At 38.2% G+C, this 25,247-nt stretch carries 26 protein-coding genes; 15 read left to right on the top strand and 11 right to left on the bottom strand.

The window, feature by feature from the left end; all coding sequences use genetic code 11:
* Positions 1 to 204 precede the first annotated feature (204 nt).
* Positions 205 to 1,542 carry an MATE family efflux transporter gene (locus LJD34_RS11725; RefSeq protein WP_227359954.1) on the top strand — a complete coding sequence of 446 codons (1,338 nt, stop codon included), beginning with the start codon at positions 205 to 207 and terminating at the stop codon, positions 1,540 to 1,542.
* 572 nt (positions 1,543 to 2,114) lie between these two features.
* Here the strand turns inward: LJD34_RS11725 and LJD34_RS11720 are convergent.
* Together LJD34_RS11720 and LJD34_RS11715 are read right to left on the bottom strand one after the other, a co-directional pair.
* Positions 2,115 to 2,873 carry an SDR family NAD(P)-dependent oxidoreductase gene (locus LJD34_RS11720; protein WP_022002084.1) on the bottom strand — a complete coding sequence of 253 codons (759 nt, stop codon included), beginning with the start codon at positions 2,871 to 2,873 and terminating at the stop codon, positions 2,115 to 2,117.
* The gene (locus tag LJD34_RS11715) at positions 2,857 to 3,081 is read right to left on the bottom strand and encodes a hypothetical protein (RefSeq protein ID WP_032091069.1); all 225 of its coding nucleotides are present in this window, start codon (positions 3,079 to 3,081) and stop codon (positions 2,857 to 2,859) included. The genes LJD34_RS11720 and LJD34_RS11715 overlap by 17 nt, the downstream gene beginning before the upstream one ends.
* Positions 3,082 to 3,195: 114 nt before the next feature.
* On the opposite strand from LJD34_RS11715, the gene LJD34_RS11710 reads away from it, so the two are divergent.
* From LJD34_RS11710 to LJD34_RS11675, 8 genes are all read left to right on the top strand, one after another.
* Entirely contained in the window at positions 3,196 to 5,277 is a 2,082-nt protein-coding gene (locus tag LJD34_RS11710; protein ID WP_227359953.1) for a PTS transporter subunit IIABC, read from the top strand.
* Between the two features lie 9 nt (positions 5,278 to 5,286).
* Positions 5,287 to 6,120 (top strand): PRD domain-containing protein, encoded by an 834-nt coding sequence (locus tag LJD34_RS11705; protein WP_032091071.1) that lies wholly within the window; start codon positions 5,287 to 5,289, stop codon positions 6,118 to 6,120.
* A 299-nt stretch (positions 6,121 to 6,419) separates the two neighbouring features.
* The gene (locus tag LJD34_RS11700) at positions 6,420 to 7,412 is read left to right on the top strand and encodes a PTS sugar transporter subunit IIB (protein ID WP_032091072.1); all 993 of its coding nucleotides are present in this window, start codon (positions 6,420 to 6,422) and stop codon (positions 7,410 to 7,412) included.
* Between the two features lie 12 nt (positions 7,413 to 7,424).
* The gene (locus LJD34_RS11695) at positions 7,425 to 8,240 is read left to right on the top strand and encodes a PTS mannose/fructose/sorbose transporter subunit IIC (RefSeq protein ID WP_175301153.1); all 816 of its coding nucleotides are present in this window, start codon (positions 7,425 to 7,427) and stop codon (positions 8,238 to 8,240) included.
* A gap of 20 nt (positions 8,241 to 8,260) precedes the next feature.
* Complete coding sequence (locus tag LJD34_RS11690) at positions 8,261 to 9,178, top strand: PTS system mannose/fructose/sorbose family transporter subunit IID (RefSeq protein WP_032091074.1); 918 nt, start codon at positions 8,261 to 8,263, stop codon at positions 9,176 to 9,178.
* Between the two features lie 32 nt (positions 9,179 to 9,210).
* Complete coding sequence (locus LJD34_RS11685; protein ID WP_022002075.1) at positions 9,211 to 9,585, top strand: DUF956 family protein; 375 nt, start codon at positions 9,211 to 9,213, stop codon at positions 9,583 to 9,585.
* 59 nt (positions 9,586 to 9,644) lie between these two features.
* Entirely contained in the window at positions 9,645 to 10,505 is an 861-nt protein-coding gene (locus LJD34_RS11680; protein ID WP_032091075.1) for a LysR family transcriptional regulator, read from the top strand.
* A 69-nt stretch (positions 10,506 to 10,574) separates the two neighbouring features.
* On the top strand, positions 10,575 to 11,909 hold the full coding sequence (locus LJD34_RS11675) for an MATE family efflux transporter (protein ID WP_227359952.1): 1,335 nt from the start codon (positions 10,575 to 10,577) through the stop codon (positions 11,907 to 11,909).
* Positions 11,910 to 11,935: 26 nt separating this feature from the next.
* Here the strand turns inward: LJD34_RS11675 and LJD34_RS11670 are convergent, their stop codons facing one another.
* From LJD34_RS11670 to LJD34_RS11630, 9 genes are all read right to left on the bottom strand, one after another.
* The gene (locus LJD34_RS11670; RefSeq protein WP_227359951.1) at positions 11,936 to 12,409 is read right to left on the bottom strand and encodes a hypothetical protein; all 474 of its coding nucleotides are present in this window, start codon (positions 12,407 to 12,409) and stop codon (positions 11,936 to 11,938) included.
* 339 nt (positions 12,410 to 12,748) lie between these two features.
* On the bottom strand, positions 12,749 to 14,371 hold the full coding sequence (locus LJD34_RS11665) for a recombinase family protein (protein ID WP_032508026.1): 1,623 nt from the start codon (positions 14,369 to 14,371) through the stop codon (positions 12,749 to 12,751).
* Positions 14,372 to 14,478: 107 nt separating this feature from the next.
* Entirely contained in the window at positions 14,479 to 14,664 is a 186-nt protein-coding gene (locus LJD34_RS11660) for a hypothetical protein (protein ID WP_004849804.1), read from the bottom strand.
* Between the two features lie 270 nt (positions 14,665 to 14,934).
* Positions 14,935 to 16,275, bottom strand: a complete 1,341-nt coding sequence (locus LJD34_RS11655) for a virulence-associated E family protein (RefSeq protein ID WP_117994939.1) — start codon at positions 16,273 to 16,275, stop codon at positions 14,935 to 14,937.
* Positions 16,160 to 16,900 carry a CHC2 zinc finger domain-containing protein gene (locus LJD34_RS11650; protein ID WP_044997810.1) on the bottom strand — a complete coding sequence of 247 codons (741 nt, stop codon included), beginning with the start codon at positions 16,898 to 16,900 and terminating at the stop codon, positions 16,160 to 16,162. The genes LJD34_RS11655 and LJD34_RS11650 overlap by 116 nt, the downstream gene beginning before the upstream one ends.
* Positions 16,901 to 16,947: 47 nt before the next feature.
* Entirely contained in the window at positions 16,948 to 18,363 is a 1,416-nt protein-coding gene (mobQ, locus tag LJD34_RS11645) for a MobQ family relaxase (RefSeq protein WP_412531093.1), read from the bottom strand.
* A 59-nt stretch (positions 18,364 to 18,422) separates the two neighbouring features.
* Positions 18,423 to 18,740 (bottom strand): DUF3847 domain-containing protein, encoded by a 318-nt coding sequence (locus LJD34_RS11640; protein WP_227359950.1) that lies wholly within the window; start codon positions 18,738 to 18,740, stop codon positions 18,423 to 18,425.
* Positions 18,741 to 19,026: 286 nt separating this feature from the next.
* Positions 19,027 to 19,230, bottom strand: coding sequence for a hypothetical protein (locus LJD34_RS11635; RefSeq protein ID WP_004614949.1), 204 nt, complete (start codon positions 19,228 to 19,230; stop codon positions 19,027 to 19,029).
* Positions 19,231 to 19,377: 147 nt separating this feature from the next.
* A complete protein-coding gene (locus LJD34_RS11630; protein ID WP_005362423.1) occupies positions 19,378 to 19,602 on the bottom strand; it encodes a helix-turn-helix domain-containing protein in 225 nt (74 codons plus the stop codon).
* A gap of 302 nt (positions 19,603 to 19,904) precedes the next feature.
* Between LJD34_RS11630 and LJD34_RS11625 the strand changes: the two genes are divergently transcribed.
* The 6 genes from LJD34_RS11625 (at position 19,905) to LJD34_RS16635 (ending at position 25,021) form a co-directional block, all read left to right on the top strand.
* On the top strand, positions 19,905 to 20,945 hold the full coding sequence (locus LJD34_RS11625; RefSeq protein ID WP_227359949.1) for a hypothetical protein: 1,041 nt from the start codon (positions 19,905 to 19,907) through the stop codon (positions 20,943 to 20,945).
* A 121-nt stretch (positions 20,946 to 21,066) separates the two neighbouring features.
* Positions 21,067 to 21,768: an ABC transporter ATP-binding protein gene (locus tag LJD34_RS11620; protein ID WP_081703311.1), complete on the top strand. Its 702-nt coding sequence runs from the start codon at positions 21,067 to 21,069 to the stop codon at positions 21,766 to 21,768.
* Complete coding sequence (locus LJD34_RS11615; RefSeq protein WP_025580610.1) at positions 21,761 to 22,465, top strand: hypothetical protein; 705 nt, start codon at positions 21,761 to 21,763, stop codon at positions 22,463 to 22,465. Before LJD34_RS11620 ends, LJD34_RS11615 begins: the two co-directional genes overlap by 8 nt.
* A complete protein-coding gene (locus LJD34_RS11610; RefSeq protein WP_021738928.1) occupies positions 22,456 to 23,103 on the top strand; it encodes a hypothetical protein in 648 nt (215 codons plus the stop codon). Before LJD34_RS11615 ends, LJD34_RS11610 begins: the two co-directional genes overlap by 10 nt.
* Before the next feature lie 33 nt (positions 23,104 to 23,136).
* A complete protein-coding gene (locus LJD34_RS11605) occupies positions 23,137 to 24,441 on the top strand; it encodes a hypothetical protein (RefSeq protein ID WP_025580612.1) in 1,305 nt (434 codons plus the stop codon).
* The gene (locus LJD34_RS16635; RefSeq protein WP_025580613.1) at positions 24,422 to 25,021 is read left to right on the top strand and encodes a response regulator; all 600 of its coding nucleotides are present in this window, start codon (positions 24,422 to 24,424) and stop codon (positions 25,019 to 25,021) included. Before LJD34_RS11605 ends, LJD34_RS16635 begins: the two co-directional genes overlap by 20 nt.
* Positions 25,022 to 25,247: the final 226 nt, after the last annotated feature.

Raw genomic sequence — 25,247 nt, 5'->3', positions numbered from 1 at the left:
TATCTTTTTTAAAAAGGGAAGTTTATAATTAAGTTTTGTTTAAGTAAGTTCTTGTCTCTCCTTTCGTCTATTATCATAAATAAGAAATATGAACTTTATTTAACTTTTTCATGTTTCTTCTTTGGTTGTTTTATCAAAAATTATGTGATACCATTATTCCAAGTGATGCACCTTTGGGTGTTTTTTATTATAGGAGGGGAATCTATGAATAAAACACAAGATTTTACTAAGGGAGTTATTTGGAAACAATTACTTTTTTTCTTTTTTCCAATATTAATTGGGAGCTTTTTTCAACAACTATATAATACCGTTGATACCATTATTGTTGGTCAAGCTTGTGGGACAAATGCTCTTGCTGCTGTTGGTTCAACAGGGAATTTGACAAACTTAGTTGTTAACTTCTATGTTGGTTTATCAACTGGAGCTTCTGTTGTTATTGCTCAATATTATGGAGCTCATAATAAAGATAAGATACATCAAGCAGTCCATACTTCATATATGCTTGCTATTGTTAGTGGAATTATCATGATGCTTTTTGGTTTATTCTTTTCTTATCAATGTTTAGATGCAATAGGTGTTCCTCATGATATTTTAAATGATGCCAGTCTTTATATGAGACTTTACTTTTTAGGGATGATTCCTGGAGCTATTTATAATATTGGTTCAGGAATTTTAAGAGCTGTAGGAGATAGTAAAAGACCACTTTATTATTTAATTATTTGTAGTATTGTTAATGTTGTTTTTGATTTTGTTTTAGTTGTTATTTTACATAAAGGTATTGCTGGGGCAGCGATTGCAACATTTATTGCCCAAACAGTATGTGCTATTTTAGTCACACTTCAATTGATGTTTTCTAAAGATGTTTATCAACTTACATTATCAAAAATTAAATTTCATTTACCTGTATTAAAGAAAATTGTCCAAATTGGAGCTCCTGCTGGAATTCAATCAACAATGTATAGTATCGCCAATATCGTCTTACAAACACATATTAATGCCTTTGGAACACAAACGATTGCTTCATGGTCAGTCTATGTAAAGATTGATGCTTTATTTTGGATGGCTATGGCAGCCATTGGTGCCGCAATTACAACTTTTGTAGGACAAAACTATGGTGCTCATCTTTATGATCGTATTCAAAAAGGAGCGAAAACAGCTTTAGCGATTGCCTTAACAATGGCAGTTTCTTTAAGTGTGATCTTATGCTTTGGGGGAAGTTATATTACAAAACTCTTTTCATCTGATCCAGCCATCATTAATCAATGTCAAAGTTTAATACTCTTTTTAATGCCTTTTTATTTTTCTTACTGTTGTGTAGAAATTTTTTCTGGAACAATGAGAGGTTGTGGGGAATCTTTTAAACCAATGCTTCTTGTCTGTATTGGTATTTGTGTTTTGCGTGTTGCTTGGGTAACCTTTATTTCTCCTCATTATCCAACATTAAAAGGTGTTGTTATTTCTTATCCAATCACTTGGTTTACAACTTCCTTTCTCTTTATTATTTATTATAAACATTTTAAAAAAGATCATTTTGGAGCATAGTTATGCGACGAACAGAACGAGAAATTACAGATTCAAATAAAAGAAATCATTGAAAATAATTAATGTTGCCATTTAGGTTTTATAGATCAAGGCAGTGTTTTGTTCATTTAAATTATTGTTATACTTATAATAATAAACATTCATGTTGCAAAAGTAGTAAAGAAACTCGATTTAATATATTTTGTTGAAAGAAGAACATCTTGTCAATATTCTATGAAATATCAAAATATTATGGGAAAAGGGCATATTGAATTGATAGAAGATAAGGAAAAAAGAAGTTAGAATTATAATTAATCATGAAAAATGTAGCGGATAAAGAAGTCGTATTTAATGATCAAAAGGTAAGTAATGTTGCTATTATGAAATTAATTATAGATACACTAACTTGTATTCTGCTCTAGGAAGGGTAATGGCATACCCCTATCTTGCACTACAACCTATCAGAAATGAACTGGTCTGCCAACAATGTTGGCAGGCAACAATAATCCCCTGTCTTTAGACATGAGGAGAACATTCATACAATGATTAAAAAACAAATCAATTAAAAACCGCACATTGTGCGGTTTCACATATTATAAATCTACTCCATAATCACTTACAACAACTTGTCCTGTAAGTGGTGCTGCATCATCACTTGCTAAGAAAAGTGCTACTTTTGCAACATCTAAAGGACTACAAGGTTGAAGTGTTAAATCACTATGAGCTGACATAGCACCCATCATTTTCATATCCATTGTATCAGGTGTTAATCCTGCTGCCATATCTGTTGTAATACTTCCTGGACAGATAACATTACATCTAATTTTTTCTTTAGCAAAACGCATTGCTGCATGTTTTGTTACCCCAATAATTGCTGCTTTAGTAGATACATAAACAGCACCACCAGCACCATATTGTCCAGCAACACTTGAGATATTAACTATAGAAGCTCCACTTTTCATCACTTTTAAAGCTTCTGACATACAATACATTGTTCCTTTTTGATTAATATCAATAACTCTATTTAAATCATCATAATCAATTTGATCAATCGCATTTAATCCTTTATCTAAAACACCTGCATTATTAATTAAAATATCTAATTGACCAAAAGTTTCAACTGTTTTACTTACTAAGTTTTTAACATCATCCACTTTAGAAATATCAGTAGGAACACATAAAACAGTTCCTCCTGCTGCTTCAATTTCTTTTGCTGCTTCTTCCAAGACTTGTTGACGTCTTGCTGAAATAACAACTTTTGCTCCTTCACTTGCAAACAATTTAGCGATTTCTTTACCTACGCCAGCATTTCCTCCTGTAATAATTGCCACTTTATTATCCAATTTTCCCATAAAAAATCCTCCTAGATATATAGTAACACATGTAAGCGCTTAACTCTATCTTTTTCATATCCCAAAATTGTATGTGAGTATACCATATTTTTACAATTAAATCAGTTAATTGATCCACTGTATGTCCATCAATAACGTTATTCCTTTTCAAATAAATTCCTAATACAATTAAAATAAAAATTTCACTCAATAAATCTACTGCAATCATCTTTTTTCTCCTATCATTTTGTATAAAAAAAGTATATACTTTTACTGATATTTATATAAGTACGCACTTTGAAGTGATATAGTTTCTTCAAAGAAACCATGGGAAAGGAAATATATGAGAAAAAAAGTCTTTGGTGTTTTACAAAGAATAGGGCGTAGTTTTATGTTACCTATTGCTGTTCTTCCAATTGCAGGGATGTTTTTAGGAATTGGAAGTTCACTTACAAATGAAGCAACGATTGCTTCACTTGGTATGGAAAGTATTTTGGGATATGGAACAATTTTAAATCAAATATTAACGTTATTAATGGCTGTTGGACAAACTATTTTTGATAATCTACCGTTAATTTTTGCCGCTTCTGTTGCTTCAGGAATGGCTAAGAAATCAAAAGAAGTCGCTGTTTTATCTTCGATTATTGCTTTTTTTGTGATGCATTCAACAATTCATAGTTTACTTACTTTTAATGGTGTTATTAATGGTAATAAAGTTTTAGTTGATGCCGTAGATGGAACATTGATAAATGTATATGGACAAATGTCACTACAAATGGGAGTCTTTGGTGGGATTATTGTTGGTTTAGGTGTAAGTTATTTACATAACCATTTCTATCAAATTCAATTACCTAATTTTTTGTCTTTCTTTGAAGGGGAAAGATTTGTCCCAATTATTTCAACAATTGTTTATATTTTTATTGGTTTTTTAATGTTTTATATTTGGCCTAGTATTCAATCAAGTATCTTTAAAATTGGACAATTGATTGCCAGTAGTGGTTATGGAGGTACTTTCGTTTATGGGATTGTTAAACGAGCTCTTGTTCCTTTTGGTTTACACCATGTTTTCTATACGCCTTTTTATCAAACAGCTATTGGGGGATCAATGGAAATTAATGGGGTCTTAGTTCATGGTGCTCAAAATATTTTCTTTGCTCAATTAGCTGATCCAAACCTAAAACATTTCAGTGTTGAAGCAACAAAATATTTCTCTGGTGAATTTATGATTATGATTTTCGGTTTACCAGGTGCTGCTTTAGCGATGTATCAATGTGCTAAAGATGAATCAAAAAAAGTTGTAAGAAGTCTCTTTTTATCAGCGGCTCTTACCAGTATATTGACTGGAATTACTGAACCGATTGAATTCACTTTTATCTTTGTAGCACCTATGTTATTTGTAGTGGATGTCTTTTTAGCGGGTACGGCTTTTGTTTTAGCACAAGCTTTAAGAGTGACAATTGGCTTTACTTTTTCTTGTGGTTTGATTGATTTTCTTGTTTTTGGGGTATTACAAGGCAATAGTAAAACTCATTGGATTTTTATTGTAATCTTTGGGCTTATTTATTTCTTCCTATATTATTTTTCATTCCGTTTTTTAATTAAGAAATTTGATTTAAAAACACCAGGAAGAGAAGATGATAATAAATTAACGATTTTTAATAAAAAGAAAATGGATTATTCTTTTGATCAATCCTTAATTGATCCTCAAGTTCAAATGATTCTTAAAGGATTAGGTGGTCGCCATAACTTTACAGATCTAGATTGTTGTATTACACGATTACGTGCAACCTTACAAGAACCTGAATTAGTAAGTGAAGCTTCTTTAAAACAAGCAGGGGCTGCAGCTGTATTATTACAAGGAAATGCAATTCAAATTATTTTTGGTCCTAAAGCTTCTTCTTTAAAAACAAAGATTGATGATTATCTTGAAAACGTCCCTGAAGCTTATGATGAAGAAAAAACAATTGTTTATCATACAACAGATTTAGAAATTGGGAATATTGTTGATGGCGAAGTTTTACCAATTGAAGATTGTAGTGATGATATCTTTGCCCATAAACTTCTAGGGGATGGTTTAATGATTCGCCCTCTTCATGGTGTAGTGGTTTCTCCTTGTGATGGAACGATTTCCATGCTTTATCCTACAAAACATGCTATTGGTATAGAATTGGATAATGGGATGGAATTATTGATTCATTTTGGTATTAATACCGTAAAATTAAATGGACAAGGGTTTGAACTTCTTGTTAAAATAAATCAAAAGGTCAAAAAAGGAGATCTTTTATGGAATGCAGATTTGCATTATATTAAAGAAAATGCGGTAGATGATTGTCTTTTAATGATCGTAACCAAAGGACAAGGGTCTCTTGAAAAGATTTATGGAAATAAAAAAAGTGGCGAAACAGTTTTAAAAATAAGAGAGTAGGTGAACAAAATGTATCAAGTCTTAAAAATATTAAATAATAATACCATTCTTGCTAAAGAAGGTAATAATGAAATTATTATTTTGGCTAAAGGAATTGGTTTTGGTAAAAAAGTAAATGATCATTTTGAAATTCCACCTCAAGCTAAAAAATATATGATGCAAAAAAACTATCAAGCCAAAGATAAATTAAAGAAAGTTATTGATTATATTAATCCAGTTTATTTAGAAATTGCGGCTGAAATCATCAAAGAAGCAACTAATAAATTTCAAAAAGTAAATCATGATATTCTTATTCCACTTGCTGATCATATTCATTTTACAATCAAACGTATGGATGAAAATATCATGCCTAGTAATCCATTTACTTATGATATACGACTTCTTTTCCCTGATGAATATGAAGTTGCTTTAAAATCAAAAGAAATTATTAAATCTTTTATTAATAAAGAAATCAACAATGATGAAGTAAGTTTCATTACTTTACATATTCACTCGGCAATTTCTTCTAATAAAGTAGGAGAATCCATGGAAGCTGCTCGTATTGTTCATGAAAGTATTATTAAATTACAAACGGATTTAAATGTAAAAATTGATATTGAATCTATTTCTTATGCCCGTTTAATGAATCATATTAAATTCCTAATCATTCGTTTAAATACTAATGAACAATTACAAATGGATATTAGTGAATTTACAAAAAATAAATTTCCTTTTGCTTATGAACAAGCAATAAGAATGTGTGATAATTTATCAAAAGTACTTCACAAAGAATTACCAGAATCAGAAGTTGGTTATCTTGCTTTACATTTGGAAAGAATTTTATCAAGTGCATTTCAAAATTAGGGGTCACTCCTTTTTTTATTTATTGATAAATTGTGATTGTTTTATATTATATTTTATTCTTTTCATTATTTTTTCTTCTAAAAAATAATGAAAGAACATAAAAATGCAAAAAAATGATTGACGCTTACATTTTTTGGTGTTAGTATACCACTGTAATTAAATTGAATATTCAATAGTGTGTAACTTTAAGTAGGCATTAACTATTTTAAAAAAGAGCAATAGCTTTATTGTATCTTCTTTTAAATAGTTGGCCTACTTTTTTTGTTATTCAATGTTAATTAAAGAGAGGGAGGAAAAATATGGTAGGAATTATTCTTGCAAGTCATGGTGAATTCGCTAATGGAATTTTACAATCTGGTTCTATGATTTTCGGTGAACAAAAAGATGTAAAAGCTGTGACTTTACAACCAAGTGAAGGTCCTGATGATTTAAGAGCAAAAATGGAAGAAGCTATTTCCACTTTTGAAAATCAAGACGAAGTTCTTTTCTTAGTTGATTTATGGAGTGGTACTCCTTTCAATCAAGCAAACTTATTACTTAACGGTCATGAAGATCATTGGGCAATCGTTACTGGGTTAAATTTACCAATGCTTATTGAAGCATATGCAATGCGTATGTCTACTGACAGCGCACATGAAATCGCAACTCATATCTGTGAAGTTGCTAGAGACGGAGTTAACATTCGTCCAGAAGAATTAGAACCTAAAAAGGAAGAAGCAGTAAAAGATGAACAACCAGCACCTGCTGGGGCTATTCCTGAAGGAACTGTTCTTGGAGATGGACATATTAAATATGTCTTAGCTCGTGTTGATACACGTTTATTACATGGTCAAGTAGCTACTACTTGGACAAAATCAACTCAACCAACTCGTATCATTGTTGTATCTGATGCAGTATCTCAAGATGCATTACGTAAACAAATGATTGAACAAGCTGCACCACCAGGTGTTAAAGCAAACGTTGTACCAGTCAAAAAGATGATTGAAGTCGCTAAAGATCCTCGTTTTGGTGCTACTAAAGCTTTATTGTTATTTGAAACTCCTCAAGATGCTTTAAGAGCTATTGAAGGTGGCGTTGATATTAAAGAATTAAATATTGGTTCTATGGCTCACTCAGTTGGTAAAGTAGTTGTTAATAAAGCCATTGCTATGGATCAAAAAGATGTTGAAACTTTAGAAAAATTAAAAGAAATGGGTGTTACTTTCGATGTTCGTAAAGTACCTGCTGATTCTAAAGAAAATATGGACAGTCTTCTTAAAAAAGCAAAGACTGAACTTCAAAATATGAAATAGGGGGAAAATTTAATGTCTGCAATTACTATTATGTTAATTATTTTAGTAGCATTATTAGCAGGTATGGAAGGGATTTTAGATGAATTCCAATTCCATCAACCACTAGTAGCGTGTACTTTAATTGGTTTAGTTTCAGGACATCTAAGTGAAGGTATTGTCTTAGGTGGTTCTTTACAAATGATTGCCTTAGGATGGGCAAACGTTGGTGCTGCTGTTGCTCCAGATGCTGCTTTAGCTTCTGTTGCTTCTGCAATTATCATGGTTTTAGGTTTAAATGGTGGTACTGTTAATACACAAACAGCTATCTCTACTTCAATTGCTGTTGCAATTCCTTTATCAGTAGCTGGTTTATTCTTAACTATGATTTGTCGTACAATCGCTATCCCATTAGTTCACTTAATGGATGGTGCTGCTGAAAAAGGTGATTACCGTAAAATTGAAATCTATCAAATTTTAGGTATCTTATTACAAGGTGTCAGAATCGCAGTTCCTGCTGCTGCACTATGTATCGTTCCTGCTGAAGCAGTAACTAGTGTTTTAAATCAAATGCCTGCTTGGTTATCAGGTGGTATGACTGTTGGTGGTGGAATGGTTGCCGCTGTAGGTTATGCAATGGTTATTAATATGATGTCAACTAAAGAAACTTGGCCATTCTTTGCTATCGGTTTCGTATTAGCTGCATTAAGCGAATTAACATTAATCGCTTTAGGTGCTTTAGGTGTTGCTATTGCTTTAATTTACTTAGGATTAAAAGAAAACGGTGGTTCTGGTAATGGTGGTTCTACTGGTTCTGGTGATCCATTAGGTGATATTTTAAATGACTATTAATCTTGAAGGAGGAAAGAAATATGGCAGAAAAAATTCAATTAACTAAAAAAGATCGTTTATCAGTTGCTTGGCGTCATCAGTTCCTTCAAGGATCATGGAACTATGAACGTATGCAAAATGGTGGTTGGTGTTATTCAATTATCCCAGCTATCAAAAAATTATACAAAGATCCACAAGATAGAGCAGATGCTTTAAAAAGACATCTAGAATTCTATAATACACATCCTTATGTTTCAGCTCCAGTTATGGGTGTTACATTAGCCTTAGAAGAAGAAAGAGCTAATGGTGCTGAAATCAATAATCAAGCTATTCAAGGGGTTAAAGTTGGTATGATGGGACCTCTTGCAGGGGTTGGAGATCCAGTATTCTGGTTCACTTTAAGACCAATCTTAGGTGCTTTAGGTGCTTCTCTTGCTTTAGGTGGAAGTATTGTTGGTCCATTATTATTCTTCTTTGCTTGGAATATTATCCGTATGGCATTTATTTGGTATACTCAAGAATTTGGATATAAAGTTGGTACTTCTATCGCAAAAGATTTATCTGGTGGTTTATTAGGTAAAATTACTCAAGGTGCTTCTATTTTAGGTATGTTCATTATCGGTTCTTTAGTTCAACGTTGGGTAAGTATTTCATTTACTCCTGTTGTTTCTAGAGTTACTCAATCTGAAGGTGCTTATATTGATTGGAGTCAAATCAAAGGTGGGGCTGAAGGTATTAAATCAGCTTTATCTCAATATGCTTCCCTTGGAGCTACTGGATTAGATAAAATTAAAGTTACTACTTTACAACAAAACTTAGATCAATTAATTCCTGGTCTTGCAGCATTATTACTTACATTACTTTGCTGCTGGTTATTAAAGAAAAAAGTTTCACCAATCGTTATTATCGTTGCATTATTTATCGTTGGTATCTTAGCTCGTTTAGCTGGAATTATGTAATTTAAAAAGTTCAATATTTATGGAGGGAATATATGGTACAATCATTAAATAAAAAAGTCGATTTAACAATTAATGCTACTTCTTATTTAGGAATGGCAAACTATGGTAAAGTGTTAGTCGGGGATGAAGCTTTTGAATATTACAATGATAAAAACGTCAATGATTATATTCAAATTCCTTGGTCTGAAGTAACAGAAATCATGGCAAGTGTCATGTTTAAAGGAAAATGGATTCCTCGTTTTGCAGTTGTTACGAAAAACAACGGAAACTTTATCTTTTCGACAAGAGATAATAAAAAGACATTAAGAGCTGTTAGAAATTATGTTGATCCAAATAATATGGTTCGTTCTCTTAGTTTCTTTCAAGTAATCTCTCGTGGTTTAAAATCATTATTCAAACGTAAATAAATATTGAGCAAAGGAGCTTCATTGCTCCTTTTTTTTGTTATAATGAAAGAGGTGATAATATGGATCTAAATAGAATACATTATTTCTTTAAAGCTGTTGAATATAAAAACTTTACGCAAGCAGCTAACGCTTGTCATATTGGACAAACAACCATGTCTAAATACATTGCTGTCTTAGAACAAGAACTCCAAACACAGCTATTTATAAGAGAACATAGAACATTAACTCTTACTAAACAAGGAAAACAGTTCTATGAAGGAATGAAAAACATTTATGCTTCTTATCAAACTTTATGTCAAAATATTCAACAAACGAATACTTTACATATAGGCATGAAAACAACAGATTTTACAGACTTTGAAATTCTTGAAAGCTTTGAAAAGAAATACCCACATCTTTCTATTTCTTATTCTTATCTTGAAGAAAATGAATTGATGGAAGGCCTAAAAGCGCATCAACTCGATGCGTTAATTTCTCCAAGCATGCTCTCTTTCTACAAAAACAATCCAATTGAAACAACAACCTTATCTAAAGAAAACGTTTCTCTTGTTTGTTCAAAAGAACTGATTCATAAATATCATACAATAGAAAAGGTCATTCAATCTGTTCCCTATATTACAAAAGCAACAGATCAAAACTATCATCAATTATGTAAAGATGAACTTTATAAAATTTATCATACAACTTTTAATAAAGTAGAATACGTTAAAGAATTCCCTAAACAACTTCTTTTACTTAATCTATCTAGAGGTTTTTCAATCCTTCCTACAAAAGAAGTAGAAAACAGAGATCAGTTCTATTTAGAGGATATTAGTAAATACTTTGCTGATCTTGAAAAAATAGATCTTGTTTATTTAAAACAAAATAAATCAGAGAACTTAAATCTATTATTGCAACATATACATGAAAAAAAGTGCTAGATTAAGCATTTTTTTTCGTTTTATCTTTTAACATTTATCCTATATAATACAAAGCAAGGAGTTGATGTTATGCAAAAAGATTTAACAAAAGGCAGTGCCTTAAAAAATATTATTACTTTCTCATTACCATTTTTACTTGCTAATTTCTTACAAACATTCTATGGCATGGCTGATTTATTTATTGTCGGTCAATACAATGGAGCTGCTTCTTTATCAGGGGTTTCTATTGGAAGTCAGGTCATGCATATGATTACTGTTATGCTTGTAGGAATTGCAATGGGTTCAACGGTCATGATTGGTCGTTATGTTGGTGAAAGAAAAGAAGAAGAAAAAAGGATGACTGTAGGAAATACAATCATTATCTTTATGATTTTATCTCTGATCGTTACTTTGATTTTATTATTCTTTATTAATCCGATTGTTTCTATTATGTCTACACCTGTAGAAGCGATTCAAGAAACAACGATTTATTTAAAAATATGTTTTATCGGTATTCCTTTTATTACTGCTTACAATATTATTAGTTCTATTTTTAGAGGATTAGGGGATTCTAAAAGTCCTATGTATTTTGTGGCAGTTGCTTGTTTTTTTAATATCGTGTTAGATTTTATTTTCATTGGTTATTTCAATATGCATGCCGTTGGAGCAGCATTTGGGACAGTGATTTCACAACTTATTAGTGTAATTGTTGCTTTATTTGCAATTATTAAAAGAAAATTGATTGTCATCCATAGACACCATTTTAAATTACATAAAAAGATTATTAAAGATATCTTTAAAATTGGTTTTCCTATTTCTATGCAAGATGGTTTGATTCAAATTTCATTTATCATTATTACGATTATTGCTAATAGCCGTGGCGTTGATATTGCCGCCGCAGTTGGTGTTGTAGAAAAAATCATTAGCTTTTTATTCTTAGTACCATCAAGTATGTTATCTGCCATCTCGGCAATCTGTGCACAATGTGTTGGAACAAAACAACATCAAAGAGCAAGACAAACTTTACGCTATGGATGCTTTATTGCTTTAGGATTTGGAATTTTCTTTGCGCTTACTTGTCAATTTATTTCCAAGGAAATTCTTTCGTTATTTACAAGTGAAGCTGCAGTTATTATGTATGGTAGTCAATATTTAAAAGGATATGTTTTAGATTGTGTCTTTGCTTCTATTCATTTTTGTTTTAGTGGATTCTTTACAGCTTATGGTTATTCCATTATTTCCTTTATTCATAATGTAATTTCCATAATCCTTATAAGAGTTCCAGGAGCTTATATTACTTCTAAACTTTTCCCTGAAACATTACTACCAATGGGACTTACACCCGCTCTTGGTTCTATTTTATCTGCTCTTATTTGTATAACTGTCTTTATTGTTATGAAGAAAAAGAATAAATTTGATTTTTAAAAAACGTCATCCAAGTGATGACGTTTTTACTTAAACTTAATTGAAAGAATACATGTATAATCATTCTTTATCTTTTTGTTTGTTTCTAACCCTTTTATAGGAAGAGATGTGACATGATTTTTTCCATAAGATAATGCCACTAACATTTGTTTTTTACTATATTTAATAGATGTTTTTTCTTCAATTTTATCATAATCCCAAACATCATAGTTACTAATGTTTTCTAAAAATGAAATACCTTCAGCTACATAATACCCATCTTCAAAAGCATCTATAATCTTCAAAGTAGAAGCTTCATAATCAACTAATAAAGCAATATTTCCGGTATTTGTTCCTTTTGAAGGATTATTATAAAATGTACAGATTTCTTTATCAGATATCTTTTTACCTTTTTGATATTGGGTTAAATACATAGTTAATGAATCATAATTCTTTTTTGAATTATAATGAAATAACAAAATATTCCCTGGACGACTAGAAAGCATATTTGCCGTTTGCATTTCTGTGCTTTTTTCTAAATAAGGTTCTATATAGTTTTGTGGTTGTGTTAATTTTTTGTAGATAAATATGCTTGTAATAAATATGAAAACAACAAGCATAACTATTAATAATCTTATAATTTTCTTTAGATACTTTTGTTTGTTTTTATTATCTTTTGTAATCTGAATAATATTTTCTTCTGCTTTTTGTTCAATTGTTTCTTTAGGTATATCTTCGCCAGCCAGAAACTCATTAATACTTATATCTAGTATTTTACATAATTCTAGATAAACAGAGACATCCGGTAAACATATACCCGTTTCCCTTAATTAAAGATATTGTTGGGTAAAAAAGAAAGGTCAGTCGATTTTGCCGATGAAGCGGTAGTAGATTTCTACTTCCTGCTCACGACTTCCGTCCTCGCCCTTGACAGCTTCGTGGACGGTTATTTTTTCAATTAGAGTGTTCAGAAGTTCGGCGGTCAGCTCCACAGGGTTGACATACTGTTTCATTAGGGCAATCCACTTTTCAGCATCCGCTGCGGTCTGTACGGCGGCTTCCATCGTTTCGTGAAGCTGTCTTATTTTTGTTTCAAGTTCCTTTTGCTCGTTCTGGTACTTCTCGGACAGCATATTGAAGTTATACTCGGTTATGCGTCCGGCAGACCAGTCCTCATACATTTTAGCAAACAGCCCGTCAACCTCGGCTTTACGCTTCTCTGCCTTTTTCAGCTCCGCAGCCTGCTTTTTCTTCGCAGAGTTTCTTTCCCTGTCGCTGGCATTGAGCAGCCGTTTCAGCAGCTTGTCCTCGTCTTTCTGTACCATCATAGACCAGTATTGCAGTCTTGCAAGCACATAGGCATACAGTACATCATAGCGGATATAGTGCATGGAACACTGGCGTAATCCCTGTCCGTACTTACTGCAATGGTAGTGTGCATAGGGATTTTTGTTCTGGCTGTTTACACCATAAGCCAATGACCATCCGCAGTCCGCACATTTTACCAGCCCGGAAAATATCTGCGTTGTGCCATTCTTCTGTCGTCTGCGTCTGCTTGCAATCAGCTCCTGAACTTTTTGGAACACTTCTTCGGAAATGATGGCTTCGTGGGTATTTTCCACACGATACCATTCTTCCTGCGGCTTCCGCACCTTTTTCTTGTTCTTGAATGAAATGTTGCTCTGCTTGTTGTGAACGCTGTGACCGATGTAGGTTTCCTCTTTCAAAATGCTCTTGACCTGTGCTATCGTCCACGCATAGGCTTTTTCTGCGGGCGCACCGGCGTAGATATTGGCGAAAGTCCCATATCTTTCATAGTTCAGCCAGCCGGGGGTAGGTACTTTTTCTTCCACCAGAATCCGTGTAATGCTGGCGGCACCCCTCCCGTGTACGGCAAGGTCAAAAATCTTCTCTACAATCCAGCGTGTTTCCGGGTCGATCAGAAGATGACCTTTTTTGTCCGGGTCTTTTACATAGCCCAGCGGTGCATAGGCTCCATAGTGTGCGCCATTGGCAAATCTTGTGTGCATGGCAGCCTTGACCTTTTTGCTGGTCTGTCGGGCGTGCATTTCATTCAGGATGTTTAAGAACGGGGCAAGCTCGCTTTCTCCGTTGATGGTGTCCACATTGTCATTGATGGCAATGTAGCGTACTCCCTTGCTGGGGAAATAGATTTCCGTGTACTGACCGGTCAGGATATAGTTTCTTCCCAGACGGGATAAATCCTTTGTGACAACGCAGTTGATTTTCCCGTCCTCGATGTCATCAATCATCCTTTGGAAACTTGGACGCTCGAAATTTGTCCCGCTCCATCCATCGTCAATGTACTCGTCTACAACGGTCAGCCCATGCTCTGCGGCATACTGCCTAAGCATCATGCGCTGGGTCTGGATACTGCCGCTTTCCCCCTGTAATTCATCGTCACGGCTCAATCTCAAATATAGTGCAGTGTTATAAATCGTTGTATTGTATGGTTGTTTCACGGTTAAAAATCCTCCTTCTAAAAGAAACAACCCACGCTTATACAATACTCGCTGGTACAAGTATATCATAAGCGTGGGCTGATTGACAGTCGTTATTCCGTATTTTTTCAGGAAGCGGCGGCAGCGTGCTGGATCACATCTTCCAGCAGACTGTCAAGCGGCTTCCCATCCTGTGCGAAATGCTCCGATACTTTGATACGGACTTTCCCCATGACAAAATACTGGGTGCCGTCTTTTTCGGTAAGCAGGGTGCCGCTGTTTTTGTTATTGCTCTCGTTTTTGCTTTTTGCCATAGGCAGTTACCTCCATAAATGAAATATGCCCGACAAGGGAATGTCAGGCAGGTGTACAGCCGCAGACTGTCTCCATGTCAACCAAACTGTGTCAACCGGCAGAAAAGACTTTGAAAACAATCCATAGGCGCTCTATGATTACTTTTTACTTTTTCTTTGATTTCTTGGTTGACATGGTTGACAAAGGAGAGAAATGCCCCAAATATCAGGCTTTTCCCCGTCAACCGGCTGTCAACCGAAGCGTTAACCAAACTGTCAACCGGTGGCTTTTCAGAATGGCAGTTCCATTTGCCGGGCTTCTTCTTCCGTGATTTCCTGAAAACCGTCCCCCTCCGGCGGGTCTTGGTTGACACGCTCCCAGCCTTTTTGAGAACCGTATTTCTTATACCGCTTCGGGCTTTTGTAGGCTGCCCAGCCCTGTATGATGCCGCCCGCAATGCCGGTATTCATAATCTCGCAGATTGCCCGTGTCTCCCAGTCTGCCGGGGAATTTAAGTTCCCCAGCGCTTCCTCATAAAGCTGCTTGGAACATACCCTGTCGCCGGTGTAGTCCTCCAAATAGGCGTAGATCATGCCAGCCTGTGTGTCCTCCTGCATGAAGTCCTGCTGATGGGCGTTCAGGTATCGGTTCATTTCCATGCTGAATGACAGCTTATACTTCCCACTGCGGTAAACCGTCATGGCTTCCGCCCACATCTGTTCGATATACGCCCTCGCCGCCGCTTCATCGTCCAGTATGTGAACCTCCGCCCGTTCCGGGTACACCGTCACGGGGAGAAAGCGCCGGTTGCCGGTGCGGTCACGGGGTAAAAAGTCCTGCCGGTTGGTCGTCCCTCCAAATACACATTGCCGCAGCCGGTCTGCCGGATGTGTCTCATACGGCACTTTGTAGGTTTCTTTCTGGCGGCTTAAGAATGACTTGATTTCCTCAATACTCTTGGCGTTGGCTGTGGCGATCATCTCCGACATCTCGATAATCCAATGCCCTTGAAGCTTGCGGTACACATTTTCATCGTCCAGCTTCTTCAAATCGTCTGAAAACCATTCGTCCCTGCCTGCCAGCAGCCGGAAAAAGGTAGATTTCCCGGCTCCCTGACCACCAACCAGACAGAGCATGACCTCAAACTTGCTCCCCGGTCTGAATACCCGCCGGATGGCTCCCATCAGGAACAGTTTCAAGGCTTCATAAGTGTATTCGTCCGTATCGGCTCCCAGAAAGTGATGCAGGGCATAACGGATGCGCTCTGTGCCGTCCCATTGCAGGTTGTTCAGGTAATCCCTGACCGGATGGTAGCGGTTTTCATTGGCAACAATCTTGATGGCGCTCTGCACCTTTTTCTCGCTGATAAGCCCGTAATTTTCTTCCAGATACAAAAGCAGGTAGTTCATGTCCATGTCGGTCAGCGTGGTACTGGTGCGCTCCCAGCCCAGCGGCTTCACAATGTCAATCTGCTCCGTCAAAAGGTTCAGACGCAGCGCCCCGCGAAACAGCGGGTCACGCTGGAACACCGTCAGGCAGTTTCGGATGCTGTTCTTCACGCCGCCTTTCTGCGTCCCCTCTAATGTCTCCCGGATTTCTTCCGGTGTCTGCGCCGGTTCCATTGTGTCCATCGTCCTTTTGACCGCTTCCTGCGTTTCCGGCGGCAAGCTCTGAAATTCGCTGTTCAAGCCGCAGCACCTCCTTTCCCTGTGCGGCGATCAATGCCGCTTTTTCTTCTATTTCTCCGTATAACAAAATATCCAAAAGGTATTCTGTGTAGCTTATCCTCTGCAACGCTTCCACAAAAAGAGGATGCCAGATGGCATCCTGCGGCTGTGGGGCGTATGCTGTTTTCCAATGCTCCAGCAGGCGCTGATAATCGCATAGCACCCGGAAACAATACCGTTCCGTTTCCTGAAATCTCTGCTCCGCTGATTTTTGCCGGGGCTGTGACCTGTTGTGACGCTTCCTATCTGGCGGCGCATTGCCGGATTTCTCATAGGAAACGCCGAAGTCCTCCGCAAGCCTGACCGCAGCTTCCCGTTTCCCCAATCCATGCAGCAAAGCGGCAAAGTCGATCACATCCCCGGAAGCCCCGCAGCCGAAGCAGTAAAAGCGGCTGTCCACTTTCATGCTGGGCGTGCGGTCATTGTGGAATGGACAGCAGACCATGCCGTTTCTCCCCACCCGGATTCCATAGAATGAAGCAGCCTGCCGTGTGGTAACAGACTGTTTCACCGCTTCAAATACATTCAAATGCTCCCTCCGTAAAAATACCGGTAGCGGTAAAGCTGCCGGTTATATCATAGCTCCATCTCATGTTTCTTTCTCTGTACTTCCTGTGGCTGCTCCCTCCGGCGCAGTGCGGTATCTACGGCGTTCTGCACCTGCCGCAGCCGTATGACTTCCTCCCGGAGTGGCTTGTGCTGCGGAGACAGTTCGGCATACTCTGTTTTTAACTGTGCGTATTCCTGTTTCCATGCTTTCAGGGCAATGGGTTTTCCGTCCAGTTTTTCTTTCAGAATACGGCGGGCGGCATAAAACAGCCGTAACTCCGCATCGTGGGATGTTTCAAATTTCTCCCTCTGTTTCTTAAACTTGATATTGTTCAATTCCGTATGGACAGGTTTTAGCCGCTGGTAATTCTCGCCCTCCCGTATCAATTCCTGCAATTCCTTTATCCTGGCAGATTTCTTTTTCATGGAGCCGCTTAATGCTTCAAATTCTTCGTTGACAGAGGAAAGACGCTCCTGCAAATCCTCTAATGTGAGCAGCTTGTTTTCCGTCAGATAATTGACGGCTTCGGCAAACTGCTTTAAGTTTCCGGTTCTGGCTTTATTGCTCCATGCCCCTGCGTTGCGCTGGTTGTAATAAGCGATCAACAGGTCGGCAAGGCTCGGTGTCTGCGGTTTGGAAAGTTCTTCTTTTACCTCTGCCATCCAGACAAACAGGGCTTTGATCTTCTTCCTCACATCCTGCATGAGCCGGTTGGTGGCTTTAATCCAGCGGTTCAGTTCCCCTTTCTCGGTGCGGATGCCCTTTGCTTCCATCTGCCGGACATTAGCTCCCTCGTGGACAGTAGGTATCAGGTCAAGCCCCTGCCGCACATAGGAACGGTGGTCGATACGCACATCCAGCCCTTTTTCCTCAAATTTTGTATTAACGGCAGCCGCCCACTGCTCCCGCCAGTGTTCCAGCGTTTCCGGCTCATGCCAGTCTGTTGTATGGACAGCGTTAAACATATAATCGCCGTTTTTATCCCGGATTCGGTTTCCATCTTCATCAAGAAGATATTCCCGACGCTGTTTTTGTCCCCATGTGCCATCCGGGTTCAAAGGGCGCATGGTTGTCATCACATGAAAATGCGGGTTAGGGATGCCGCCGTCCTCTTTCTCCGGGCTGTGAAAAGCAAGGTCGGCAATCATGCCTTTTGTCACAAACTGCTCCTGTACGAACTTCCTCGCCAGCTCCATGTTTTCTTCCAGCGTCAATTCATTCTGCATGGCAATATCAAAGGAATAGGCAAGCTGTGCTTTTGGATGTTTCTCGCAGTTCTCCACAGCATTCCAGAGGGTCGCCCGGTCAAGATATATTTCCGGCGCATGGGGCGGCAGCATGATTTCCGAAGCGATCACGCCGCCCTTTTTGGTGTAGTCGCTGACTTCTCCATAGTAGCTGCTGTAAAGACGCTCCCCGGCTCGATAGGCTGCGCTGGCAATGGCGCTCTGACCGGCGCTGCGCTTGATCTGTGCGATTGAAAAATGATAAAGTGCTATCCTTAGTCACCGCCTTTCTCCTGCCCGGAAATACGGGCGTGGTTCTCTGTGGCAGACCGGATGAAATGCTCCGCCTGCGGCAGATTCAAAATGCTTTCCATGAGGGAATAAAATTCCGCTTCGGTCAGCTCCTTTGTCTGTGGTGCAATGCTCTCAATAGCTGCCCCACGGGTAATCAGCCGGTGCGTCCTCTGTTTCCGGGAACCGCTTTCCAGATACGCCTGCCGGTTTTTCAAACGCTGCATTTTCCGTTTTTCCTGTTCCAGCAGGACAGTGGTTTTTTCATATTCCTGCTTCAACTGTTCCAAAGATTTTTCCATGTTCTCACATCCTTTGCTGATAAGATAAAGAAAGACCATCCGCAGACAGTCCGTGTGTCAGTGCTTCTATAAAACCCGATGAAAAGGGAAAACCGCAGAGCGGATTTCTCTTTGCGGCGGGTACACAGGGGATAGCCGCTTTAGCGGCGCAAGGGGGTGTAGCCACCTTGTCGGAGCGAAGCGAACGCAGACCTCGGATTGCTGATTTTATCAGCGGCAGAGGTAAGCTCCGCAGGACGCACGATACATGGTCTTTAGACTATGTATAGAAGTGCGCCCTTAGTTCCTAAGGGATTTTGCCGTTTCCGGCAGTCTTGTCCTTTTTCTTGGAACGCTTGGAAAGATACTTCGGGCAGTCAACCACAACCGCCCGGAAGCTCTGTTTACATTCGTGCTGGCATTTCCGGCACAGTTCGTTGTAAGTGATACGGCTGCGGTCATTTAAGAAGAAAGACCATTCCAACCGCCGCTTGTTACTCATTCTTGCCATAACCGGCTCCTTTCTCCGTTTCTATCTGATGTACGCAGATAGGCTGTTTTGATGTAGCGTCTCGGTATCATTTTTAAGTTTTTTTCCCTCTGTATGCCCCTTTGGAAAGTGCGGCAGTATTGCAAGTCAGGGAATGATACCTCACGCTTATTTGTCGCTTCCCGGTACGGTTTCGGAGCCTTTTGCCATCCATTCAAAGAAAGCAATTTTGCTGACCTTGATAAGTCTGCCCCTGCGGAACGCTGGAAAGCCGGGTGTGTGTACCAGCTCATAGGCGCTCGCTCTTGAAATTCCCATAATCCGCTGAATGTCCGCCACATCCAGAACCAGCGGTAAATCCTCGTAGCTGTTCAATCTCTTTTTATCGTTCATTCTGTTCCTCCCATAAATCAAATAGGTTAAAATGCTTCCTGTTGCCGTTCTCCCCAAAAGCCGTTTTCCTGCCCCATTCCTGCGGTGTTTCCCTGCATTGGTGCGCCGAATGCGTCACTTCTCCTGCCGGTCATATCCCTTTTGGACGGTCATTCACTTGTCAAGGTACTGTGCGGTACGAAATTACCAACCGCAATCATCATAGCGTACTATCCTTGACAAAACAATGATTCTGCGATACCATGAGTGTAACGGATATAACTAAATTATATAATTACCATAGACAAAGGCAGGGGATAGGGATGGAGAATCAGTTTATACGGCATGAGCCATGTTTTGAGAGGATTTTGTTTGTCCTGACGCTGGACAGGAAGAAAATGAAAGAGCGGATTTTGATTGGGGAAGAACAGCAGATCCGCTTCCGTCTGAACGGGGGCCAAAACGCAGAGGTGCTTTGTGATATGACACGCCCACTGGGAACTTTTTTGATAAACTTTGAGCGTGACACGGACAGAGACTGGAACTTATACGGGCTTTCTCCGCTGCGGCAAGCTCTCCACTCCAACCGCTGGAAACAGCCGGAGCTGGAGCAGGCGGCAAGCGAATTTCTTTGGGAGAAATATCTTAGCAACGACCCTCTGAAAATGTATGTGGCGTTCCGTATCTGGAACAGCTATCTGCTTGCCAGAGAACCTCGTGACCGTAACGCTGCCTGTGACCGCTTCATGGATAAAATGAGCAGCCTGACCGGGGTATTCCAAAACGAAACCATGAGCTTTGACAGGGAGACAGGAAAACCGAAACAATTTCAAGCTGGCAGCCTTTATTTCAAAGGCGCACCGTCAGAAGATACCCGGCTTGACCTCTGGTTCCCGGACAACCGGCGCACAGAAGAATGTGTGTCTGCCTATGCGTCCCTCTACCCCTTGATTACCTATTATCTGAACAGGCTGAATGACTGGGGGCTTTGCTTCCGGCAGTGCAAGGTCTGCGGGAAATATTTTCTGGCAAAGAGCCAGCGGTATGAGCTGTGCAGCGACAAGTGCCGAAAAGTACAGGCGCTTCAAAACAAGCGGGAATTTGACGAGAGGGCAAGAGAAAACAACTATGACCTGCTTTATAAAAATGAATGCCAGAACTGGCGCAACAAAATAAACCGAGTAAAGAATACCGCAGGCTTTCCGGCTGACCGTCTGGAAAAAATACAGGTTGCCTTTTCCGACTTTAAGAAAGAAGCCTTGCAGAGAAAAAAGGCTGTAAAAACAGGAACAGCCAGCCCGAAAGAATTTACGGACTGGCTGTATCTGCAAAGTAATGTAATTGTGGAACTGACAGAATACTAAATTTTTTTCTCGTTGTGAGGTTTCTGTGACATTTGCCTGATGGCAGTATCGAAATTGCAGTAATTACTCATGCAAAATGCTTCTTCGTTTTATACACTATACCTATATGGTGGAGCACCAAATGAAAGGAGCAAAAAATATGTCTGAGATTCAAAATGCGATTGAAGTAAAGAACTTAAAAAAAGGTTTTGGTGGCAGAGTTTTGTTTGAGAATTTTAGCCTGAATGTAAAAGCAAATACAATCCATGCGATTATTGGCCCGAACGGTTCTGGAAAGACAACACTGCTACGCTTGATTACAGGGGTATACCAGCCAAATGCAGGGACAATCAACATTGCAGGGAAATATGCAATGGAGCTTGAAAATGACTATCTGTATGAAGAACAGACTGGTCTTGAAAATTTGAGAATTTTTGGGAAATACTTTGGATTTGAAATAAATGATCGTTCAGACGGCTATTGTACGCAATTAGGATTGACCGAGCATTTAGGAAAGCGTGTTAGCACTTATTCTAAAGGAATGAAAAGAAAACTGTCCCTTTTGATTGTGATTATGATGGGACGGGATATTCTGCTCATGGATGAACCAACATCGGGTGTAGACCCCATATCCAGAGTAGAAATCCGTAGTTTGATAGAGGCTCTAAAAGCTGACGGAAAAACGGTTATTATCACTTCACATGACCTTAGCGAGATTGAAAAGTGCGCTGATGATGTATCTATGATTAAAAATGGCAGATTGCTGTTTGATAAGGGTATTCAAGAAATGCAAGGACAATCATTGGAAGAAATCTTTATTAAGGAGGGCAATCGGCATGAGTAACATGGGAAAAGGCGCAGGCTACTATCTTACCAGAAGTAAAAGCCTCCTAATTGATACTGCGATTGTTGCCATTCTGGCGATTTTTATGAGCTTTGCAATGCAGATGGACACCTTGCAGTCTAAGGGAGATGATTATTTAGTCCTAATGCTCTATGCGGTTATTTTTGGTCTTACCTCCCTGCAATCCGGTGCTATGATTGTAGATTTGACAGCAAAGGATAAGTTAAGCCGGAGAATTGAATTTTTTGCAGCTTCTGGAATTGCAGTAAAAGAGATTATAAAACAGTATTCGATACAGATTTTCCGATTTTCTGGTATTATCCCGTTCTTTGTTTTTATGAGTTGCTATTACTTTACCGACTGGACAATGAGCTTTGGGCGGATCGTATGCGTTTATCTTAGTATTCTTGTACTTAGTTTTTGTGAGATTGTCGCTTTGAATATCATTGTACTGGATGTAAAACGAGTAAAACTGTTCAAAAATGTTCTGTTCTTTGGTAATTTTGCACTGGTTTATTTGATTGCGATGTCGGCAGAACGAATTACAGAGTTTGTGAATCAACATCATATAGGAATTGACTATTTGATTATTGTGGTTGATGTTGCACTTTGCATGATGTTTGCACTATTAAGTTTCTTTAAGGCTCGGCACATGAGCAACGAAACAGTCATCAGGAGGGATGGCGAATGGGTTTGATAACATTAAACCTTAAAAGGGTATTGAACTGGAATTTTATATTTATGAGTGCGGTAGCAGCTATCTTCGGCATGATCTCTCTGATGAACTTTGGGGATATTTCAGAAAACATTGTATTTGGCGTTGATATAAAGTATTTTATGCTTGATGGATACCTGTGCTTATTTATCTTTTTTGCCGGAGAAATAAGCAAGGATATGTTGCAGCAAGAAAAAATCACAAAGAGAATAGAATGGAAACTTGCTAATGGTATTAAAATCTCAAGTATTGTTAAGGAGAATCTGCTATCACTATGGATTGGAACGCTGATCCTTTTGTTTCCTCTACTTTTGATAATTTCCATTCGCCTGCCAAACCTTATCTTGTTATTAGGCACCTATTTTCTGATCCTTAGCATATTGTATTCGGCATTTATAAATGTTTTGATTCTCTGGATTAGAAATATGAACTGGTTTAAGAGTATTCCTATCTTTGCAACACTGCTTCATATTTTGCTGGTTGTCTTAAAATGTGGGATATTTATGAAAACGAATAATGTGTGGGTGTTGCTACTATTTTCTCCAGTGAGTATAATAGTTTTGACTGCGTGTGGTTTATGTCTGATGACTAAAGAACGGATCGTATCATCATATTACTAACATAATGAATTTTAGCTGAAAGGAGGGGGGTCTATGCAGGATAAACGCTTCTATCCGTATCTGTTTCTTCATGCGGGTATTGTGACTTTATGGGTTATATTGGATAGAATACATAAAGGGATTGCGAATGATGGAGTCATCAACTTATTGTCGATTGCCGTCTTGCTTTGTTATTTCAATCTGCTCTATCTTCATGTAATGACATCACGGCGAGAAGCAACAATATCCGAATGTGGCTGGAACCTGCTTTCTGTTTCCTTTATTGCGGCGCTGATGTATGATGGATTTTCCACCTTATACACGGGTGCATTTCTGGTTTTTGCATTGATTATCGGAATAATGCTGGTAAGAACTGACGCAAGCCGGGGAAAAATGGTTCGCTTGCTGTTTGGAATTGCGTCTATCATACTGTCGTTTTTCAATTTCCGAATTCTACCTGCGATAACTATGTTAATTGGAATGTTCGTGGGAATTTTCCTTGATTATAAATATATAAATTTGAAACAGGTTAATATTCTTCCGATTGCCCAGAGGAAAGCAAGATATGTCCTTGTTTTCATGATTCCTTTGCTTACAATCGTACTTTATTGCTTTGATTTGTCCACCCTGCAAGTCAATGTGTTTTTTCAGCTTATAATGCTTTTATTTGAGGCCTTTGCTGTCATTCATCTTGGCGACATGGAAGCTCGTTACAACGAGCTGACAAAGTATTATGAATTAACGAACTATATTGCAAGTGAGAGGGAAGATTTTTCAATGCTACTTCACAACGATGTGCTTCAAGATATTGGAGGTGCCAAAAATCTTCTGTCGCTTCGCTCACCAGCTATTGATGAAACAAAAAGGATATTATCTGATTTGGAACTGCGAATAAGAAATATGATGAATTTCTATTCGTCTAATATCTTTTCGGGGTATGCTTCATGGGAACATATTGAATATATGCTTGACGCCATTAAGAAGCTGTACCCAAAGAAAAATATATTTATAGATTTTACCATTGACAGCGAAGCAAGGATTGCTTTGAAAAAAGATAACAGTTTGGAACAGACTATGCAGATAATCAAAGAGCTTGTCAACAATGTTTATAAACACGCTGCCGCTTCTTTTATCCATTTGGAAATCGCGTTAAATGAAGAAAGTAAACTCGTAATTACCTGTCAAAATGACGGCGCGAAATCGAATGACATTGAAAACATTCTTTCTTCTAAAGGTGGTATGCTGTTCTTAACGGTGTTGATAAATGGGAATGGCGGTAACATTCAGTATTTAGAAAAAGATGGTATTTTAACTGCAACGGCAGTTTTGGGGAGAAAAAATGAAGATATTACTATTTGATGACCACAGGATATTTGGAGAGAGTTTAAGCAAACTTCTGGAAGATTGGGACGCAATCTCAATCTGTCACTATGTAAGTAATGAAACAGAGTTTTGGAATATTCTTTCCGTAGACGAATGGGACATTGTATTATTGGATGTTAACCTAAGAGATCAGTCAAAGAATTCTGGCATTGACCTGATAGAAAAAATATATAACAAAAAGCCAAAAACAAAAGTGGCTATGCTATCCTCTTATGATATGCCGGTTTATAGACAGGAGGCACTTAAAAGAGGTGCTGTAAGTTATATTGACAAGTCGGCTTCTGCTGATGAGCTGGTAAAAAAACTTACAGCTATTAGTAAAGGTCACAAATCCACTACGCCCCCTTTATTAGATCCCCTGACAGATCGTGAAGCGGAAATTATTAAGGCGATTGGAACAGGGAAAACAAAGCATGAAATAGCGCAAGAACTGTATATCAGTGAACGGACACTTTACAACCATATCCAAAGCATCTATGATAAGCTGGGGGCTAAAAATGCTATCGAAGCCTATAACAAGGCTATTGCACTTGGATATATCACACCCTTAATATGAGTTTAGGCAATAAGAGGGACAGATATATCAGAACACAAGTGACAAGTATGCACATTATGTAAGCAGATAGCAAAAACAAGTATCATTGAACGACTTCATCAAAACAATAAAGAAAAGCTGGGAGCAAAATTAAGTGGCGCTCTAAATAATCGAGTGCTTTAGCGAAATTCGCTCTAAATTATTAAGGGGGATATTGATGTGGAATCAGTATTCCCTCTAAAATATT

It is taken from the genome of Faecalibacillus sp. MSK20_93 (assembly GCF_020589945.1).
Taxonomy (GTDB): domain Bacteria; phylum Bacillota_I; class Bacilli_A; order Erysipelotrichales; family Coprobacillaceae; genus Faecalibacillus; species Faecalibacillus intestinalis.
Note: the sequence above shows the minus strand (reverse complement) of the source record. Positions and strands in the feature narration are given on the sequence as shown.

What these genes read in the sequence shown, in the direction of transcription:
- LJD34_RS11615 (WP_025580610.1), top strand. Translation starts at nt 21,761, where the DNA reads ATGAGTAACATGGGAAAAGGCGCAGGCTACTATCTTACCAGAAGTAAA.
- LJD34_RS11630 (WP_005362423.1), bottom strand. Translation starts at nt 19,602, where the DNA reads ATGAACGATAAAAAGAGATTGAACAGCTACGAGGATTTACCGCTGGTT.
- LJD34_RS11710 (WP_227359953.1), top strand. Translation starts at nt 3,196, where the DNA reads ATGAGAAAAAAAGTCTTTGGTGTTTTACAAAGAATAGGGCGTAGTTTT.
- LJD34_RS11700 (WP_032091072.1), top strand. Translation starts at nt 6,420, where the DNA reads ATGGTAGGAATTATTCTTGCAAGTCATGGTGAATTCGCTAATGGAATT.
- LJD34_RS11690 (WP_032091074.1), top strand. Translation starts at nt 8,261, where the DNA reads ATGGCAGAAAAAATTCAATTAACTAAAAAAGATCGTTTATCAGTTGCT.
- LJD34_RS11625 (WP_227359949.1), top strand. Translation starts at nt 19,905, where the DNA reads ATGGAGAATCAGTTTATACGGCATGAGCCATGTTTTGAGAGGATTTTG.
- LJD34_RS11660 (WP_004849804.1), bottom strand. Translation starts at nt 14,664, where the DNA reads ATGGCAAAAAGCAAAAACGAGAGCAATAACAAAAACAGCGGCACCCTG.
- LJD34_RS11640 (WP_227359950.1), bottom strand. Translation starts at nt 18,740, where the DNA reads ATGGAAAAATCTTTGGAACAGTTGAAGCAGGAATATGAAAAAACCACT.
- LJD34_RS11705 (WP_032091071.1), top strand. Translation starts at nt 5,287, where the DNA reads ATGTATCAAGTCTTAAAAATATTAAATAATAATACCATTCTTGCTAAA.
- LJD34_RS16635 (WP_025580613.1), top strand. Translation starts at nt 24,422, where the DNA reads ATGAAGATATTACTATTTGATGACCACAGGATATTTGGAGAGAGTTTA.
- LJD34_RS11655 (WP_117994939.1), bottom strand. Translation starts at nt 16,275, where the DNA reads ATGGACACAATGGAACCGGCGCAGACACCGGAAGAAATCCGGGAGACA.
- LJD34_RS11680 (WP_032091075.1), top strand. Translation starts at nt 9,645, where the DNA reads ATGGATCTAAATAGAATACATTATTTCTTTAAAGCTGTTGAATATAAA.
- LJD34_RS11725 (WP_227359954.1), top strand. Translation starts at nt 205, where the DNA reads ATGAATAAAACACAAGATTTTACTAAGGGAGTTATTTGGAAACAATTA.
- LJD34_RS11715 (WP_032091069.1), bottom strand. Translation starts at nt 3,081, where the DNA reads ATGATTGCAGTAGATTTATTGAGTGAAATTTTTATTTTAATTGTATTA.
- LJD34_RS11610 (WP_021738928.1), top strand. Translation starts at nt 22,456, where the DNA reads ATGGGTTTGATAACATTAAACCTTAAAAGGGTATTGAACTGGAATTTT.
- LJD34_RS11720 (WP_022002084.1), bottom strand. Translation starts at nt 2,873, where the DNA reads ATGGGAAAATTGGATAATAAAGTGGCAATTATTACAGGAGGAAATGCT.
- LJD34_RS11605 (WP_025580612.1), top strand. Translation starts at nt 23,137, where the DNA reads ATGCAGGATAAACGCTTCTATCCGTATCTGTTTCTTCATGCGGGTATT.
- LJD34_RS11675 (WP_227359952.1), top strand. Translation starts at nt 10,575, where the DNA reads ATGCAAAAAGATTTAACAAAAGGCAGTGCCTTAAAAAATATTATTACT.
- LJD34_RS11635 (WP_004614949.1), bottom strand. Translation starts at nt 19,230, where the DNA reads ATGGCAAGAATGAGTAACAAGCGGCGGTTGGAATGGTCTTTCTTCTTA.
- LJD34_RS11670 (WP_227359951.1), bottom strand. Translation starts at nt 12,409, where the DNA reads ATGCAAACGGCAAATATGCTTTCTAGTCGTCCAGGGAATATTTTGTTA.
- LJD34_RS11685 (WP_022002075.1), top strand. Translation starts at nt 9,211, where the DNA reads ATGGTACAATCATTAAATAAAAAAGTCGATTTAACAATTAATGCTACT.
- LJD34_RS11695 (WP_175301153.1), top strand. Translation starts at nt 7,425, where the DNA reads ATGTCTGCAATTACTATTATGTTAATTATTTTAGTAGCATTATTAGCA.
- LJD34_RS11620 (WP_081703311.1), top strand. Translation starts at nt 21,067, where the DNA reads ATGAAAGGAGCAAAAAATATGTCTGAGATTCAAAATGCGATTGAAGTA.